This window comes from Aeromonas sp. S5(2024) (genome assembly GCF_041403025.1).
Classification (GTDB): Bacteria; Pseudomonadota; Gammaproteobacteria; order Enterobacterales; family Aeromonadaceae; genus Aeromonas; species Aeromonas hydrophila.
Genome location: NZ_JBGLRI010000001.1, coordinates 328,458 through 346,613, shown reverse-complemented (window position 1 = coordinate 346,613; position 18,156 = coordinate 328,458). Strand labels below are relative to the sequence as shown.

General features: G+C 62.6%; 12 protein-coding genes. 10 read left to right on the top strand and 2 right to left on the bottom strand.

The features are described from left to right. Nucleotides 1-59: 59 nt before the first annotated feature. From pnuC to ACB032_RS01580, 6 genes are all read left to right on the top strand, one after another. The gene (pnuC, locus tag ACB032_RS01605) at nucleotides 60-782 is read left to right on the top strand and encodes a nicotinamide riboside transporter PnuC (RefSeq protein WP_011706944.1); all 723 of its coding nucleotides are present in this window, start codon (nucleotides 60-62) and stop codon (nucleotides 780-782) included. Next, nucleotides 779-1,504, top strand: a complete 726-nt coding sequence (locus tag ACB032_RS01600; RefSeq protein ID WP_371137201.1) for a nucleoside phosphorylase — start codon at nucleotides 779-781, stop codon at nucleotides 1,502-1,504. The genes pnuC and ACB032_RS01600 overlap by 4 nt, the downstream gene beginning before the upstream one ends. 127 nt (nucleotides 1,505-1,631) lie before the next feature. Beyond that, on the top strand, nucleotides 1,632-2,303 hold the full coding sequence (locus ACB032_RS01595) for a Crp/Fnr family transcriptional regulator (protein ID WP_224480959.1): 672 nt from the start codon (nucleotides 1,632-1,634) through the stop codon (nucleotides 2,301-2,303). A gap of 43 nt (nucleotides 2,304-2,346) precedes the next feature. After that, a complete protein-coding gene (gene yqfB, locus ACB032_RS01590) occupies nucleotides 2,347-2,667 on the top strand; it encodes a N(4)-acetylcytidine aminohydrolase (RefSeq protein ID WP_371137200.1) in 321 nt (106 codons plus the stop codon). A 171-nt stretch (nucleotides 2,668-2,838) separates the two neighbouring features. Next, the gene (locus ACB032_RS01585) at nucleotides 2,839-3,588 is read left to right on the top strand and encodes a DUF1266 domain-containing protein (protein WP_171281393.1); all 750 of its coding nucleotides are present in this window, start codon (nucleotides 2,839-2,841) and stop codon (nucleotides 3,586-3,588) included. A gap of 3 nt (nucleotides 3,589-3,591) precedes the next feature. Further along, a complete protein-coding gene (locus ACB032_RS01580; protein WP_371137199.1) occupies nucleotides 3,592-6,363 on the top strand; it encodes a J domain-containing protein in 2,772 nt (923 codons plus the stop codon). 4 nt (nucleotides 6,364-6,367) lie between these two features. Here the strand turns inward: ACB032_RS01580 and ACB032_RS01575 are convergent, their stop codons facing one another. After that, nucleotides 6,368-8,041 (bottom strand): Hsp70 family protein, encoded by a 1,674-nt coding sequence (locus tag ACB032_RS01575; protein WP_371137198.1) that lies wholly within the window; start codon nucleotides 8,039-8,041, stop codon nucleotides 6,368-6,370. Nucleotides 8,042-8,229: 188 nt separating this feature from the next. Here ACB032_RS01575 and ACB032_RS01570 point away from each other — a divergent pair, with 188 nt between their 5' ends. From ACB032_RS01570 to nifJ, 4 genes are all read left to right on the top strand, one after another. Further along, nucleotides 8,230-8,631 carry a DUF1622 domain-containing protein gene (locus ACB032_RS01570; RefSeq protein WP_016351614.1) on the top strand — a complete coding sequence of 134 codons (402 nt, stop codon included), beginning with the start codon at nucleotides 8,230-8,232 and terminating at the stop codon, nucleotides 8,629-8,631. A 200-nt stretch (nucleotides 8,632-8,831) separates the two neighbouring features. Beyond that, a complete protein-coding gene (locus ACB032_RS01565) occupies nucleotides 8,832-10,472 on the top strand; it encodes an alpha-glucosidase (protein WP_371137197.1) in 1,641 nt (546 codons plus the stop codon). Nucleotides 10,473-10,873: 401 nt separating this feature from the next. Next, complete coding sequence (locus ACB032_RS01560; protein WP_371137196.1) at nucleotides 10,874-12,664, top strand: hypothetical protein; 1,791 nt, start codon at nucleotides 10,874-10,876, stop codon at nucleotides 12,662-12,664. A 487-nt stretch (nucleotides 12,665-13,151) separates the two neighbouring features. After that, a complete protein-coding gene (gene nifJ, locus ACB032_RS01555) occupies nucleotides 13,152-16,697 on the top strand; it encodes a pyruvate:ferredoxin (flavodoxin) oxidoreductase (protein WP_371137195.1) in 3,546 nt (1,181 codons plus the stop codon). A gap of 67 nt (nucleotides 16,698-16,764) precedes the next feature. On the opposite strand, the gene ACB032_RS01550 is transcribed toward nifJ, so the two are convergent. Next, nucleotides 16,765-18,129: an MDR family MFS transporter gene (locus tag ACB032_RS01550; RefSeq protein ID WP_024945923.1), complete on the bottom strand. Its 1,365-nt coding sequence runs from the start codon at nucleotides 18,127-18,129 to the stop codon at nucleotides 16,765-16,767. Nucleotides 18,130-18,156 lie beyond the last annotated feature (27 nt).

The window sequence follows — 18,156 nt, the reverse complement described above, 5'->3', positions numbered from 1 at the left end:
CTCCCCGTCGCCCCTAGAATAGGCCCGGTTAACGCCCCCAATTTTCAAAGGAAACGAAAATGAGCATATTCGAGTGGTTCAGCATCAATCACACCCTGGTGACCATACCGCTGGGCGGTGGTTACGCCATGTCGTGGATTGAAGCCGTCGGCACCCTGTTCGGGCTGGCCTGCATCTGGTGCGCCAGTCAGGAGAAGACCATCAACTACCTGTTCGGGCTCATCAACGTCAGCCTGTTCGCCATCATCTTCTTCCAGATCCAGCTCTACGGCCTGTTGCTGCTGCAGCTGTTCTTCTTCTGCGCCAACCTCTATGGCTGGTACGCCTGGACCCGGCCGGCCAACGCCCAGGGGGATACCCTGCAGATCCGCTGGCTCAGCAAGTCCAAGCTCATCGCCACCGCCGCCGTGAGCGTGCTGGCTATCGCCCTGCTGACCCTCTACATCGACCCGGTGTTCGCCGCCCTGGCCCGCACCTCGGTCGCCCTCCTCAACCTGTTTGGCGCCAATCTCGCCACCCCTGAGCCCTCCCCCGATGCCTTCCCCTTCTGGGATGCCAGCATGACGGTGCTCTCCGTGGTGGCCCAGATCCTGATGACCCGCAAGTACGTGGAGAACTGGATCCTCTGGGTGGTCATCAACATCATCAGCATCGGCGTCTATGCCGCCCAGGGGGTCTATGCCATGTCCCTTGAGTACCTGATCCTGCTGTTCATTGCCGCCAACGGCACTCGCCTGTGGATGGTCAGCGCCAAGCGCCCGCAACAGGAAGCGATCGCATGAGCCTGCTGCCCCATCTGCAATGCCGCCCGGACCAGATCGCCGAACGGGTGGTGCTGTGCGGCGACCCGGCCCGGGTCGACCGCATCGCCGGCCAGCTCGATGAGTGTGACGTGCTGGGCCAGCACCGGGAGTTTCGCCTGGTCAACGGTCGCTACCGGGGGCTGCCTGTCACTGTGTGCAGCACCGGCATCGGCGGCGCCTCCGCCGTCATCGCGCTGGAGGAGCTGGTGCAGGCGGGCGCCCGCTCACTCATCCGGGTCGGCTCCGCCGGCGCCCTGCAGCATGAGATCGCGCTGGGGGATCTCATCGTGGTGGAAGGAGCGGTGCGCAGCGAAGGCGCCTCGCTGGCCTACCTGCCCCCCGAGTACCCCGCCTGCGCCGACATCCGCCTGCAGGCCGCCCTGCTCGCCCATCTCGGCGCCAGCAGCCAGCCTCACTGGCACGGGTTGGTGCGCTCTCACGACAGCTTCTACCGGGATGACGAGCAGGAAGTCTGTCGCTACTGGCACGCCCGTGGCGTGCTCGGGGCGGACATGGAGACCGCCTCCCTGCTCGCCGTGGGGCGCCTGCGCAAGGTGCGGGTGGCCGCCGTGCTCTGCAACGTGGTGGCCTTCGAGCAGGACGTGCAAGCAGGGGTGAGCGACTACGCAGCCAGCGAAGCCGCCATGATGACCGGCGAGCGGCTGGCCATCGCCGCCGCCCTCCACGCCCTGACGCAATAGACCGGGTCTGCCGGGGCCGCAACGGCCCCGGCAAAACGTTAAGCCCGGCACATTCAGAGGCGCCGGGGCTGGCATCCCGCCTGCGCTCTTGCTAGCCTCATGGCCCTCGTCAAGCCGGGCCTTCACCATGCAGCAACAACCCTATCCGCTCGGTCGCTTTCACGCCGAGCTTGCCGCACTCGAACCGCGCTTTGCCGCGGCGCTGGCAGACTGCACCCTGTTTTCACGCCGCTACCTGCCCGGTGAACCCATCATGCGGCAAGGGGAGCTGTGCGAGCAGCTCTATCTGGTGGCCCAGGGCCGGATTTCCCTCAACAGCGCGGTGCACTCAGGGCGGTTGTTTCAACTCGGCGAAATCGAGTGCCACCAGCAGATCTTCGGCGAGATGGAGTTCTTCAGCGCCACCCCGGTGCAGTGGAGCGTGGTGGCCGAGACCGAGCTGGACGCCGCCGTCATCTGCGCCGACAAGCTGGCCAAACGGCTGCTGGCCGAGCCCGAGCTGACCCTCTTCTTCGCCGCGGCGCTCGCCAGCGACTATCTGGATACCCTGGACATCACCACCAGCCGGCTGCTGCACCCCATCGCCTACAACATCGCCTTCGAGCTGTGGCGCGAGCGCCAGCGCACCCCCATGCTCGGCTCACGCAAGCGGACCCACGAGGCGGCGCGCTTTGGCACTACCGAGCGGGTCTATCGGCGCGCTCTCAAGGAGCTGATCGAACAGGGCATAGTCGCCGACGGCAGCGACGGCCCGGTCATCGCCGATCTGGCCAGGCTGCGCGCCTACCTCGACCTTTGATTTCCATTCACCCCATTTCGATTCACCCTGTCAGGAGAGTGCCATGTCTACCCATCCCGAGTTCACCTTCTTCAGCCGCTTCGTCGCCGACATCCAGGCCGGCCGCAAGACCATCACCATCCGCGACGAGAGCGAGGCCAACTGGCAACCCGGCCAGCGGCTGGCGCTGTTCACCAACCCGGAGCACCAGCCCTTTGGCACCATAGAGGTGCTCTCGGTCAAGGCGGTCGCCTTCGATGAGCTCAATGACGAACACGCCCGCCAGGAGAACATGACCCTCCCCGAGCTCAAACAGGTCATCCGCGACATCTACCCCGCCCTGCCGCCGCTCTATGTCATTGGATTCAAATTCGTTGGGATGTAGTCCGCGAAGATATCTAAATCCAACTATTAACGCCTAGGAAGTAGGGTTGCCGCCTTAGTGCTCACTGTGTCTACATTGCTGACTCGTGAACTGCAAACCAGCCGCAATTGCATCCTTTCTCTTGCAACCTTATAGTCTACAACCTGTTTCAATCGCAGCTTTTCCAAGACTATGCTAGACAATGCGGCCCTTGCCCCCCACGAGAAGTGGTGGCTGACCCTCACTTCGCCCCAAATCGCTTTTCAGAAAGAGTGGCGTGAATACCTCAAACCCACCTCGTTGCGGGAAGGTCTTGTCGATCCCTCCACTCTCGCAGAAGACTGGAATATCGAGAACCGCCTCGATCTGCACCGACAGATCCGCGAGCTGGCATATGGCGAGTGCCACGGGCACCTCATGCTGGAAGAGTACGCCTCCTTTCATTGCATGCAGCGGAGCCAGTGGCAGACACAACGCGATAATGCGTCGACCACACACAGGCGAGCCTCGCTCGATTTCGTAGCCCGCACTGCGCCCTATATCGGCGCCCACGGCATACAAGCCTGGGACTATGGTCGCGCCTCTTACCTCACCCGTGAAGGACTGCGTTATGGCTGGGTCAGCGAAGAGGAGTTTGGCTTCATCCACAATCAGCTCGCCTATCAGGCGCGGCGGCGCTACAAGTCTTGGCTGCAATACACTCAGGCATGGTATGCCGGTCGCTGTCTCTGGCGGTACAGCCACGAGGACGGCGAGCCGGAACAGGCAGCACATGAGCTGCTGTACGGCTGGATAGCCAAGCAGATGCGTTCAATGCTGGCCGATGCGCTTCAGGATCCCGAAAACCCAATCCACGGACAGAGCTGGTATGACGTACCGTTGCCGGATATCGAACAACCCCAGAGCCTCATTGACCTCTTAAATAGCGAGCCGCAGGAATAAATCATGGATATCTGGCAACGACTCGGGATCAAAGAGACCGACGATCTGACCGCAATCAAGCGTGCCTACCACATCAAGCTGCGTGACTGCCATCCGGAGGATGACCCGGAGGGATTCCGCCTGCTGCGCGAAGCCTATGAAGAGGCCAGCCGCCCACGCCCGGCTATGAAGGACTCCACCAAGCTACCGGTCGAGCTGGTACGTCCAGCCACAGCCCCTGAACTGACGAATCTGCTTGCGCTGCTGGGCGATGCCAGCCGACGATTTGTGTCCGACGAGTGGGACAAGTGGCTGGCGTCACTGCAATCGCTCTCGCTGGTACAGCAAAGTCAGCTGTCGGACGAAGTACTACAACATATCTTCGAATGGCAATGGTTGCCCTCTCCTTTAATCGAGCGGCTATGGCAAGCACTTGACTGGGCGGCACTGCTGCGCCGCAGCGGCGATATCCAGAAAAAAGGAGAATTTCTCGATTGGTGGCGCAAGGCGCCTGTCCCGGCACCGCTGGAGTGGCTCGCCACTCTCGACCATGCTCGCCAGCGTGCAGTAATGTCCTTTTATCAACCACTACTGCTTTCGCTGGAGGCTGGCGACCGCAACAGTGTGCTGGGGCTCATCTATCACTACGCCATACCGATCGTCGGCGATCATCCGGCTCTATTACGCCTGCAACTGCGAGCTCTACGTGCAGCCGGTGACGACGGCGATATCACCCACCGCCTCTCACTCACCCTCTCCCTGCTCGAACAAGAGCAACTAGAAGAGGACGACTGGGATTTGCTCTCCGACTCAGCCCTACGCTGTGGCAAGGAACAATTGGTGATGCTGGTAGCCAAGGTCTTGGAAGAGCGAGAACACGAAGCGTTGCTCGCCAACCACCTCATCCACTGGTACATCAACAGCGACCAGGAGCTGGCACGCTGGCTACAAGCCCTGGCCCGTTCCTGTCACTGGCCCACGACACGCAGCGCATTCTGGGAGCCGCAGTGGCTGATGCTGCCATGGCAACAATCCAACCCAATGGAGGAGTGGTTGCATGATCAGATGCTGGACATTGGCGAGGTACCACTCACCACGCTGGCGCTAGAGTCGATGCCTGGCGTTCGCGGTGCGCTGGCACGCCTCTGGTGGAGCAGTGAATTTGGTACTTGGTCATCATTGGAAACTGCGCTTGCCCAACCCGAACTAGCCAACCCCGAAGGCGGCTGGCAATTTGTTTCCCGTCTCTTGCAACGCCATGCTCGCCGCAAGCTGGCCGAGCGCCCCGAGTTACCACTACTGGACGCGCTGTTCGAGCACTATGGCAATGATGACTGGCTGAACATCACGCCACCCAATGCTGCACAGATTGCCTGTGCATCTCCGGAGCAGTGGATCTCCTGCCTGCGCCGCTATCCGCTGATGCCGGATGAGTGGTTCAATGCAGTAGTCCAGCGCGCCAATGACGAAGGGTGGCAAGAGCAAATCATCCAAGGGCTGCATCTTGGCGCTCGCCTCTCCCACCAACGCATTCACTGCAACACACGTCTTGGCGATGCTTGGCATGGTGAGGGATGGAGCGGCTGTTTTCGCTGGGCACAATTCTATTACGCCTATGCCTGGACGCCGAGACAACACCTTGACGCAGTACGTTGCGCCATGGGCAGACTGCCGCCCAATCAGGATGACACTCCGCTTTCCACCGTCCTGCGCCTCTCAGCTCAGCCCACCGTCTATCAGGCTGCCATCGTTACTGCATGTGCTCGCTGGCCAGAGCAATATGTGCTGTCGCAAGAGCTTCGCAACCAGACCGATCTGCTACGTAGATCCGAAGTGAGCGATCAGTCGCTGCTAGAGCGAGCCAAAGAGAGTGAATTACCGGCTCTCGCGGCCCTGATCGGCCGACGTCTTGATAACGATCCGGATCTCGCCAGCACCATAGTGTTGTGGAACCTGCTGCTTTGCCACAAGGAAAGCAATAACGCCTACAGCTATCTGCTCACCCCCCTGCACGAGCGGCTGATGGCTCTGCGCAGCGCGCAGGGGTTCGACTTAGACTTTTACCCTTATACCGAGGAGTCGCTGATTTATGCCTATTTGTGGCAGAGCCGCGAACACTTCCCTACGCTGGATTCACTGGAGCGCAGCACTCCAGATACCGTATCAGCCAAGTTTGTCTATCCGATCTGTTACGGGCTCGGCATGCTAGCACACGACTTCAGCGAGCAGGGGTTTCAGGCCAGACAACTAGACCCCATCTACAAGCAGCAGGCCGATCTCACCCAGCCACAACAGGAGGCAGTATCTCTGCTGTTGGTGTATCTGGAGGATAAGCTGAACGATCAGCTGGAGCACGATCGGCACCACGCGAAGCAACGCTTTCGGATGCACAGCGGAGCGCAACTGCTGTTTGTCAGCCTGCTAACCGCCATCCTGCCCTACTTCGTGTTTCCACTGGAACCGTCCGTGAGTGAGGTTCTCACTTCCGGCTCTCCATACTGGGCCGATTATTATTCGCTCGGCCAAGATATGATAGGAATGCTGTTCCTGAACCTCTATCTGATGTGGCACATCTGTCGGGCCCAGACATGTCAGCGTACCACTCGAAATTACCTGAGCTGGAGTCTGATCTGGATAGCCCTCGCGTTCTACATCAACAGCGCTTGGCTGGCCGTTCCGCTATGGCTCGGCCACCTCTATATGAGCCTTCGCATAAGGCCTGGTGCGCTACGCCGGGGATGGCCAAGGGAATTCTACCAGCAGGGCAGGATGCCGCTTGGCGACATCCTCGACTAGCACACTAGTGCCACTGCTTGAGCAGGCAATTCATCTCCTCTCGAAATGAACGGATAAGCTGCGGGTCCTGGCTGGCCAGGACCCGTTCAAACTGCAGCAACCACTGTTCTACCTGCTGCCGCTCGTCACCAAGGCTCTCTTCGTAGAGCTGCGCCAGCCGCTCGCTCAAGGTCAAATTAGGCAGTGCATCGCGTGGATGATGCTTGAGGCGAGCCAACCGCTCGCGGCTCTCGCGCTTTCCCTCCTCGGTCACGCCGGCCGGACTTCTGTCGATCACCTTTTGGAACTGTTCTCCGGTACCAACGAGGGTTACATCCACCTCCAACATGCCGTTGATGTCGTAACTAAAACGCACGTCCACCTGCTGAATCCCCTTCCCGGTCGGCAGTGGGATCTCGAGATCATCTATGTGCAGGTTTTCCCGCACCCAGAAGCGCTCACCCTGATAAATGCTAATGCATACCGCTTTTTGCTGCTCATGGGCGCTGTGATAGCGCTCAACTCGCGAAGCAGGCACCACTGTATTACGCTCGAGAATTGGACTGAACACACCACCCTGCTCGCCCTGAGTGACTGCAATCCCGAGGGTAAAGGGGCAAACATCGGTCATGATAAGCTCGTCTACCGCGCTGTCGCGCAGACGACAGGCAGCCTGAATGGCGGCCCCCATGGCCACTACCCGATCCGGATCCAACTCGTGACGGCCGAATCGGCCCAGCAGACGCACTGCTGTCTGCTGCACTTCGCTCTGGCGGCTCGCTCCACCGACAAAAATAAGCTCATCCACCTCCTCTGGACGCAAACGCGCATCTGAGAGTGCCTGGCTGAGCGGTTTACGCAGGCGACTGAGTGTCTCACGCCAGATGTCGGCCAAGTCGAACTCGGAGAAAGTCAGGGTGCGGTTCAACTCACCACCAAGTTCAACGACCAGACCAGTACCACTGCGATGACGCTTGGCTCGCTCACACGCCAGATAGACTTGGCCGAGCTGCGCCTGTGGCATGTCACTACGGTCGGTTCCCAACTGATCCAGTACCGCATCAACCAGATCCTGAGTAAAATCCTCGCCACCGAGTCGATTGTCGCCGGCCGAGGCGCGTACCTCCATGATGCTGTCCTGATACTCCACCACGGTTACATCGAAGGTCCCCCCCCCCAGATCAAACACCAGGAAACGGCGACTATGCTGCTCGTGCAGGCTGTAGGCCATGGCTGCAGCGGTAGGTTCATTGATCAGGCGCACCGCATCAAGCCCGGCCAGCTCGGCAGCCAGCCGCACTTGTTTACGCTGCTGATCGCCAAAGTAGGCAGGCACAGAGATAACCACCTCACGCACCGGGTGACCAAGCCATGCTTCTGCATCTGACTTCAGACTGCCAAGCACAAGCGCGCACAGCTCGGTCGGGGTGTACTTATCCTTGCCCAGCCGGTAACGCCGCTCGCTACCGAGAAAACGCTTGAAGTGGGAGGCGGTATTAGCCGGATCGCTCAGCAAGCGTGTGGCCGCCGCCTGGCCTACCAGCAGGGTATTGTCCTCACCAATGCAGACGATCGACGGAGTAAGATCTTCACCATGGGCATTGGGAATGAGGCAAGCTTTGCCATCTTGCCATACGGCGATAACACTGTTGGTTGTGCCCAGGTCAATACCAATCGCTGAGTTCCGCGTCTGCATCATCAAATGCCTCGTTACTGTTTAACCACATGAAAGAGCAAGGATTGTGCGGCGCATACAAAAAGTGGTCAAGTGGAGCCCAACTTTGAATCATCCGCTCATCTCACCCATAGGCCGTAAGTGGCTTCAATTTGGTCTTTGCCGAGTGATGTGTTAATAGTGTCCTCTTTTGAATCAGGGAGGTGACCCGAGTGTTTGAGATAGCGAGCCTGCGAGAAGGCATGATGCACGGGGTCGAGCTGTTCCAGCTGCTGCTGGAGATCATCTCCATCGCCTGCGTGGTGATTGGGCTGGGCAAGACCCTCTGGCTGGCGGCGCGGGTACGGGATCACGAGCCCGGCTTTCCCCATATCCGGCTCTGTTTCGGCAGCTGGCTCATTCTGGCGCTGGAGTTCCAGCTCGCCGCCGACATCCTGGCCACCACGGTGGCGCCGAGCAAGGAGGAGCTGATCCGCCTCGCCATCATCGCGGTGATCCGCACCTTCCTGAACTACTTCCTCGGCAAGGAGCTGGAAGCCCAAGCGGAACGCCAGCAAGACAAGGCAGAGCGCCAGCAGGAGCAGCGCAGCGAGCAGGCCAAGGCGGCTCAATAACCCGTTTCTTTGCACAGCATCATCGCTGAGTGTCGTGCCATCCCGACCACCACCATGGTTCGGGATGGCCCAGTTGTGACCCTCCCCTCACTTTTGGCAATCAGCCAACTATGGAACCCTTTTCAAGCCTTTCTCCGCCCTGTCGAGGGCCCGCGCATCTGCGTAAGATAAACCATCGCTTCCCCCAACCGGCCCAGCTGATGAACCCGCAACCTCTCCACACACCCGACATCGACCTCGATAGTTGCGTTATCTACCAGATCTATCCCATGAGCTTTCAGGACAGCGATGGCGACGGCATGGGCGACATCAACGGCATTCGTCAGCGCCTCGGTTATCTGGCCACCCTGGGGGTCGATATGCTGTGGCTCACCCCCCTCTATCGCTCCCCCAAGCGGGACAACGGTTATGACGTGGCGGACTACCGCGCCATCGACCCCGCCTTCGGCACCCTGGCCGAGATGGAGCAGCTGGTAGCCGAGGCAGCCGCTCACGGTATCGGCATCATGATGGATATCGTCGCCAACCACACCTCCACCGAGCACGAGTGGTTTGTGCAGGCGCTGGCCGGCGATCCCCGCTATCAGGGCTATTACGTATTCCGGGATCAAGCCTTTGTCGATGCTCACCCCATTACCTCAATTTTTGGCGGCAGCGGCTGGCAGTATGTGCCGGCGCTTGATCGCTACTACCTGCACAACTTCGATGCGAGTCAGGCCGATCTGGACTGGGACAACCCGGCTGTGCGGGCCGAAATGGCAGAGGTGATCAACTTCTGGCTGGGCAAGGGAATCAAGGGATTTCGCTTCGATGTGATCGACATGGTGAGCAAGACCTGGTCGCCCCTCGCCATGAGCAACGGCCCGCGCCTGCACGACTATATCCGCGAGCTCAATGCTGCGAGCTTCGGCGGCAAGGGGATCATCACGGTGGGGGAGACCTGGGGAGCGGATCTCGCCCATATGCAGAACTATTCGAACCCCGATGGCAGCGAGTTCAGCATGGTATTCAACTTCGAGCATCTGGGGCTCGGCAGTGACAAGTGGTCATCCCGCTTCGACCCCCTCGCCTTCAAACGGGCCATGGCCCGTCACCAGCAGGGGCTGCACGGGCGAGGCTGGAACAGCCTGTTCCTCGGCAACCACGACCTGCCCCGCGCCGTCTCCCGCTTTGGCGATGACAGGCCTAAGTGGCGGGAAACCAGCGCCAAGCTGTGGGCCATGGTGCTGCAGCTGATGCAGGGCACTCCCTTCATCTATCAGGGGGAGGAGCTCGCCATGACCAACCGCCACTGGCAGCCGGGCGAGCTGCGCGATGTGGAGGCGATCAACTACCGCGCCAGCCAGTCAGAGCTGGCGCCTGCCGAGCTGAGTCGGCGGCTCGATGCCATCGGCCGCGACAACGCCCGCACCCCGATGCAATGGGACGCAGGCCCCCACGCCGGTTTCACCACCACCACGCCCTGGATTGCCCTCAACACCAACCACGTCGAGATAAATGCCGCCGAGCAGCTGGCTCGCCCCGACTCGCCGTTTCACTGCTATCGCCAGCTCATCGCCCTGCGCAAGGCCCACCCTGTAATTCGCCACGGCGACTTCGAGCTGCTGGATGGGGACGACCCAGATCGCATCGGCTATCGCCGCTGCTGGCAGGATCCGGCAAGCGCAGAGCGGCATACCCTGCTGCTGCTCGCCAACCTCACCGAGCGCCCCCTGGTCATGCCACACTTTGACCTGGTGGAGGCAGGTGCCACCCTGCTGATGAGCAACTACCCGGGGCTGCCCACCGCCACCTTTGCCCCCTATCAGGCGGCCGCCTGGCTGCTGCCAGCACGAGAGTGACAGGAGGCGCCAGCCTCCGCCACGGGGGGTGGCCCCTACCCCCCCGATGATTTCCCTCCCCTCGGCGGTCGATACGCCCCGGCGATTTACTCACTTAAAAACTTCGCATTTTCAGGCCCGCACCGCCTTGCCAGGCAAAATCCAGTCACGGCTCGCTATCGACAATTGAAATAGTTCAACACCCTGTTTTTATTGGCAATAATCGCCATCAAAAACGACGTTTTTATCATCAATCGGCGATATTAAACGCTGTTTAGTCAGGGTTAAAAGTCAATTCAGATTTGCGCCCTTGTGGTTCTTCGCCGGCTCCTTATGGTTTCCATCCGAAGCGTACGGCACGGTGCTGCACGCCGAGGTTCAGGCTCGCGGGCACTCTCCCGCCATAACAACAGGAAATCATCATGCGCAAAACCGGCGTGGCACTCGCCATCTCCACCCTCTTCTGGTTCCATTCGGCCATGGCGGCCCCTCTGATCTTCCCGGACGATCCGACCCTCAGCGACGGCCAGCACTCCCCCGCCCTCGATCGCAGCTTCCAGCTGGCCCAGGACGATCTGGGCAACCGGATCCACCTGCTTCACCTGCCCCTCCAGACCGAGCCGGAACTGGTGGCGGAGCTGGAGCAGATCGGCAGGGAGCAGGGTTTTTCAGTCAGCACCCACGCTGATATGTACACCTGGACCGAGGACAACATGTGGCTGTCGCGCGATGGCGCCCTCATCTTCCGCCCCCGGGCGCCACTGGCCGACAAGGATAGCTACCACACCTTCGTCACCGCCCTGACCGAGCAGAGCCCGGAGGCCGAGCAGGAGGGGCACCACAGCCTCGGCAGCCAGGCCTCCCAGGGGCTCAACGAGAGCATGCTCTCCCAGGCCAACACCTTCGCCGAGGCGCAGGGGCGCGAGCTCATCCCCACCTTCTCCATCATCGATGGCGGCAACATGCTGACCGGCCAGCGCCCAGACGGTACCCCCTATGCCCTGATCGGCCGCGATGCCCTGCTGCAGACCACCCTGCACCACAGCCGGCTGGACAGTGAGCGCATCGCCGCCCTGCAGGAGAAGATGGAGCGCGACGGCGAGTTTCGGCTGCACCTGAACGAAGAGGAGTGGCTGGGCAGCCCCTATACCTTCCAGAAGGGCCATGACACCGAGGTGGACCTCATTCTGCTGGAGGCGGCCAACCTGCTGCCGCAGGGGCTGGATGAGCCGCAGCGCCACGCCTTTGCCAGGACCGCGCGCGCCAAGGCCGAGCTCGCCAAGTACGAAGTGGACGGGCCAACCCGGGAGGCGGCGGAGCAGCGGATGTTTCTGAGCCCGCAGCAAGGGGAACGGATTGCCGAGCGCTATCGCGCCATCCATGGCCAACCGCTGCCGGCCTCCTTCGATCTGCTGACCCGCCTCAAACAGGAGTACGCCAGCCTGGTGGTGACCGCCGAGCTTCACTCCGAGTTTGGTGATGAGCAGATAGCCCAGGCACTGCCGACGCTGGCGGCCGATGCCGCCACTCTGGCCCGGCTGGGCCGCATGTTGCAGGCCGGAGGCTACCAGCGAACAGGGCTGGCTGACGCCGAGCAAGATCATCAGACCCGCCGCTTCCTCGCCATGATGGCCATCAGCCAGCGCCTGATGGCGCAGGAGCTCAAGGTGGCCGAGCGGGATCTGGTGATCCTGGCCCAGCCCGGTTTTCACCTCGACATGGCCATGCGCCCGCTGGCCGACGGTCGCATCTTGCTCAACGATCATGCAGCCAGCGCAACGCTGGTCGAACAGGTGCTGGCCGAGGGCGGCAGCCTCAGCGAGAGCGAGCGGCAAGCACTTCGCCAGAGCGTGACCGACCTGCGTCAGCAGAGCGAGCGCTGGCACAAGATCCACGCCCTCATACGCCAACAGTTGAGCGATGCCGGCCTGACCCCCATCGCCACCCCTGGGGTGTTCAGCGTGGGCAAGCGGCCGGTGAACTGGATGAACGGCATCATGGGCACCCGCCAGCAGCCCTTCTACATCACCAATGCCGCCAGCATCGCCCCCCTCAATCAGGCATTCGCCGCCTGGCTGCAACACGAGGTAACCGGGCTCACCCCCTATTTCGTGGGTCAGGCTGCCAGCAACAAACGAGACGACTTGAACCAGGCGGAAGCCCTGCTGCGCGGCAGCGGCGGGCTGGATTGCATCACCCTGCACCACGAGTAGGGCTACCCCCCTAGCACGGGCCGGCAATGCATCTGACTGGCCCATTCCCCGAGGCCAGGTGCAAGGGAAATAGTGGTGGCAGAGAGCCGCCAAGATGATTCAAAAGGGCTCCTTCGGGAGCCCTTTTTTGATACCGGTAAGCGTTACCCTCCGCACCATGCCCTTGCTATCTCGGCAATGAAACACTCTCGCATCGCCCGACGGCGCGAATTTATTTGCCGCTTGATTATTTATTGACGGGGCCGGATCGACCCGTTTTGCGGCCGATCCAGTTAATCGAATTACCCTCAACAACCGTCCCGCCCGACCCGCTGCCGGCTTGCCCCCATCACCGGCCGTGAGCCGCTATCCCGCGCCGCCGCTGCCTTCGGCCTGATTATTTATCCCGTTTGTTCCGCGTTAATTTCCACTCTTACTATGGCGACGACCTATCCATGGCCGGCTGATCGCAGCCGTCATTCAAACTGGCATAGCAAGTGGGCAATTCATGATCACCACAGACGGAAACAACGCGGTCGCCTCGGTGGCCTACCGCACCAGCGAAGTCATCGCCATCTATCCCATCACCCCCAGCTCCAGCATGGCGGAGCAGGCGTCGGCCTGGTCGAGCAAGCGGGGCCTGAACCTGTGGGGCGACGTGCCGCGCGTGGTCGAGATGCAGTCGGAGGGGGGCGCCATCGCCGCCGTCCACGGCGCGCTGCAGACCGGGGCACTGGCGACTTCGTTTACCTCGTCCCAGGGCCTTCTGCTGATGATCCCCAACCTCTACAAGTTGGCGGGTCAGCTCATTCCCTTCGTACTCCATGTGGCGGCGCGCACGGTGGCGACCCATGCCTTGTCGATTTTCGGCGATCACTCGGACGTGATGGCGGTACGCCAGACCGGCTGTGCCCTGCTCTGCGCCAGCAATGTGCAAGAGGCCCAGGACTTTGCCCTGATCGCCCAGGTGGCCAGCCTCAACAGCCGACTGCCCTTCATCCACTTCTTCGACGGCTTTCGCACCTCCCACGAGATCACCAAGATAGTGCCGCTCGATGACGATACCCTGCGTGCCCTGCTGCCCGCCGAGGCGATCCGTGCCCATCGGGAGCGGGCGCTGACCCCCGACAAACCGGTCATTCGCGGCACCGCCGCCAACCCGGACACCTATTTCCAGTGCCGGGAGGCCACCAACCCCTGGTATGACGATGGGTATCGCCATGTGAGCGAGGCGATGGACGCCTTCGGTGAACGTACTGGCCGCCACTACCGACCGTTCGAATACCTGGGTCACCCAGAGGCCGAGCGGGTGCTGGTGCTGATGGGTTCCGCCATCGGCACCTGCGAGGAGGTGATCGCGCGGCTGATTGAACAGGGCGAGAAGGTGGGGCTGGTGAAGGTACGGCTCTACCGCCCCTTCTCGGCCGCGCACCTGCTGGCGGTCATTCCGCAGAGCGCCCGCAAGATTGCGGTGCTGGATCGCACCAAGGAGCCGGGCGCCCTGGCCGAGCCCCTCTATCTGGACGTGATGAGCGCGCTGGCCGAGGCGGTCAGTCGGGGGGATCGTGCCAGCCTGCCGCGGGTCATTGGCGGGCGCTACGGCCTCTCCTCCAAGGAGTTCAACCCGGCCTGCGTGCAGGCCATCTTCGACGAGCTGGCGCTGGATAACCCACGCCCGCGCTTCACCGTCGGCATCTTCGACGACGTCACCGGCCTCTCCCTGCCGCTGCCGGCCCTCGATTATTCGAGCCCAGGCCTTGGCAACCAGCACAAGCTGGAGGCACTGTTCTACGGCCTTGGCAGCGACGGTACCGTGTCGGCGGCCAAGAACAGCATCAAGATCCTCGGCAACCACACCGACCTCTACCCCCAGGGCTACTTCGTCTACGACTCCAAGAAGGCGGGCGGCCTCACCGTCTCCCACCTGCGGGTCGGCGAGCGGCCGCTGCAGTCGGCCTACCTGGTGGACGAGGCGGACTTCATCGGCTGCCACCAGTGGCAGTTCATCGACATGTACCAGATGGCGGAGCGGCTGAGACCAGACGGCATCTTCCTGCTGAACAGTCCCTACGACGCCGAGCAGATCTGGCAGCGACTGCCCCAGGAGGTGCAACAGGCCCTGCTCCAGAAGCGTGCGCGCCTCTACACCATCAATGCCGCCAAAATTGCCCGCGAGTGCCAGCTCGGCAACCGCATCAATACCGTGATGCAGATGGCCTTCTTCCAGCTCACCGCCATCATACCGCCGGCAGAGGCGACCGAGCTGCTGCGCCAGACCATCGCATCGAGCTATGGCAGCAAGGGGCAGGCGCTGGTCGAGCGCAACTGGCAGGCCCTGGCCGCCACCTGCGAGGCACTCGTTCAGGTGCCACTGCAGGCGCTTGACCCCGCCAGCCACCAGCGCCCGCCCGTGGTATCGACCAAGGCCCCCGACTTCGTGCAGACCGTCACCGCCGCCATGCTGGCGGGGCTGGGCGACAGCCTGCCAGTCTCCGCCTTCCCGCCGGACGGCACCTGGCCGGTGGGCACCACCCGCTGGGAGAAGCGCAACATCGCCAAGGAGGTGCCCATCTGGCAGGCAGACCTCTGCACCCAGTGCAACTACTGCGTGGCGGCCTGCCCGCACTCCGCCATCCGCGCCAAGGTGGTGGACAAGGATGCACTGGAAGGTGCCCCCGCCACCCTGGATGCCCTCGATGTGAAGGCCCGCGACATGCGCGGCCAGCAATACGTGCTGCAGGTGGCGCCGGAGGATTGCACCGGCTGCAACCTCTGCGTCGAGGTGTGCCCGGCCAAGGATCGCACCGAGCCGAGCCGCAAGGCGATCAACATGGAGTCCAGGCTGGATCACCTCGAGGCCCAGAAGGCCAACTACGACTTCTTCCTGGACTTGCCCGAGCGCAGCGCCGAGCAGCTGGAGCGCATCGACATCCGCACCTCCCAGCTCATCTCGCCGCTGTTCGAATACTCGGGTGCCTGCTCCGGCTGCGGCGAGACCCCCTACATCAAGCTGCTGACCCAGCTCTACGGGGACAGATTGCTCATCGCCAACGCCACCGGTTGCTCTTCCATCTATGGCGGCAACCTGCCAAGCACCCCCTACACCACCAATGCGGACGGGCGCGGGCCGGCCTGGGCCAACTCCTTGTTCGAGGACAACGCCGAATTTGGCTTGGGCTTCCGGCTCACCGTGGATCAGCATCGCGAGCGGGTACGCCGCCTGCTGGCGAGCCTGGGGGACGCCGTCCCGGCCGGGCTGCAACAGGGGCTGCAAGACACCAGCCTGCCGGTCTCCGAGCAGCGCGCCCATATCGAGCAGCTGCGCGCACTGCTGCAGGGGCGCACCGACGCCGCGGCCCAGGAGCTGGCCCGTGATGCGGACTACCTGGTGGAGAAATCGGTCTGGCTCATCGGCGGCGACGGCTGGGCCTACGACATTGGCTACGGCGGGCTCGACCACGTGCTGAGCCTGGGGGAGAACATCAATGTGCTGGTGCTCGACACCCAGTGCTACTCCAACACCGGCGGCCAGCAGTCCAAGGCCACCCCGCTCGGTGCCATCACCAAGTTTGGCGAACAGGGCAAGCGCAAGGGGCGCAAGGATCTTGGCGCCAACGTGATGATGTACGGTCACGTCTACGTGGCGCAGATCTCCCTCGGCGCCCAGATGAACCAGACAGTGAAGGCCATTCAGGAGGCGGAAGCCTATCCGGGCCCGTCGCTCATCATCGCCTACAGCCCCTGCGAGGAGCACGGCTACGATCTGGCCCAGAGCCACGAGCAGATGAAGCAGCTGACCGCCACCGGCTTCTGGCCGCTCTACCGCTACGATCCCCGCCGCAGCGAGGAGGGCAAGGCGCCGCTGGCACTGGACTCCCGGGCCCCCAGCGCATCGCTGGCCGAGACCCTGCAGCAGGAGCCCCGCTTCAAGCGGCTGGAACGCCAGTTGCCGGAAATCGCCAGCCAGCTCTATCGGGAGGCGGAGCTTGACGCCAACCGCCGCTTCGCCTGGCTGAGCCAGCTGGCCGGCAAGGAGGCGCCAGCCCAGGAGTAGAAAGGCAAACCCACCAACAAACAGGGCTCCCCATGGGGAGCCCTGTTGCTATGTCGCCGTCACGCCATCAGGCGTGGATGCTGGCTAGCTCGTGGCGTTTCAACGCCAGCAGGGTGATGAGCAGCGCCGCGGTGGCGATCAGCGCCATGCCGATATAGGTGGCGCTGAAACCGGGTGCCAGCTCGGCCGGGCTCAGGCTGGCCAGGTTGTGGCTGCTGCCCGCCGGCAGGGCGGAGTGAAACAGCACGGAGCAGATGGCCACCCCGACTGCGCCCCCCAGCTCGCGGCCGAAGTTGAACAGCGACATGCCGATGCCGCGATCCTCCCGTGGCAGGGCGTTTTGCACCACCACCGACAGCGCCGGCAGCACCAGGCCCAGCCCCAATCCGGCAAACCCCAGTCCCAGTCTGGCCCAGACGTCGAAGTGGATTTGCCACAGCGCCAGCGCCGACAGGGCGAAGCCCACCACCACGAAGCGCCGGTAGTAGCCGGTGCGGCCGATCAGCTTGCCGCCGACGAAGGCCCCCGCCGTGATGCAGACCATGAAGATCACCATGTAGAGCCCGCTCTCGCTGGCCCCCATCCCCTTCTGCCACTGCATCTGCAGCGGCAGATAGACCAGCACGGCGAACATCAGCAACTGCGAGGCCAGCGCCAGCAGCACGCTCACCAGATAACCGGGCAGCCGGGCCAGGTGGGCCGGCAGTATGGGATCGTGGGCCCGCCGCTCCACCAGGATCAGCAGCAGCAGGGCCAGCGCCAGTCCCGCCGCCAGCCAGATGGCGGGCAGGGCGGTCTCCGGCGAGAGCAGCAGCAGGCTCAGGGTGGTGACGGTGATCAGCAGCGCCGCCCCCTTCCAGTCGAAGCGACTGTGGCGGCGCACATTGAGGTGACCCAGATTGCGGTTTACCAGCCAGAGCGCGAGCGCCCCGAGCGGCAGGTTGATCCAGAAGATCCAGCGCCAGCTGAGCTGCTCGGTGAAGTAGCCGCCGAGCAGGGGCCCGGCGATGCTGGAGACAGCATAGACCGCCGAGATGTAGCCCTGATACTTGCCCACCTCCCGCGGTGGTATGCTGTCGGCGATGACGGTGAAGGCGAGCGCAATCAGGCCGCCGCCCCCCAAGCCTTGCAGCACCCGGGCCGCCAGCAGGGTCGGCAGATCCTGGGCCAGGCCGCAGGCCACGGATCCGGCCAGAAACAGGCCGATGCCGATGTTGAGCATGCGCACCCGGCCGAACATGTCGCTCAGCTTGCCATAGATGGGCAGGGCGGCGGTGGCCGCCAGCAGGTAGGCGGTGACCACCCAGGTGAGGGCGGCGCCGGCGTTCAGCTCGGCCCCGATGATGGGCAAGGGGGTGGTGACTATGCTCTTTTCCAGTGAACCCAGGGCGATCACCAGGGCCACGCTCGAGAAGATGGTTTTTGGGGACATATGACGGGCTCGCTCATTTGAAAATGC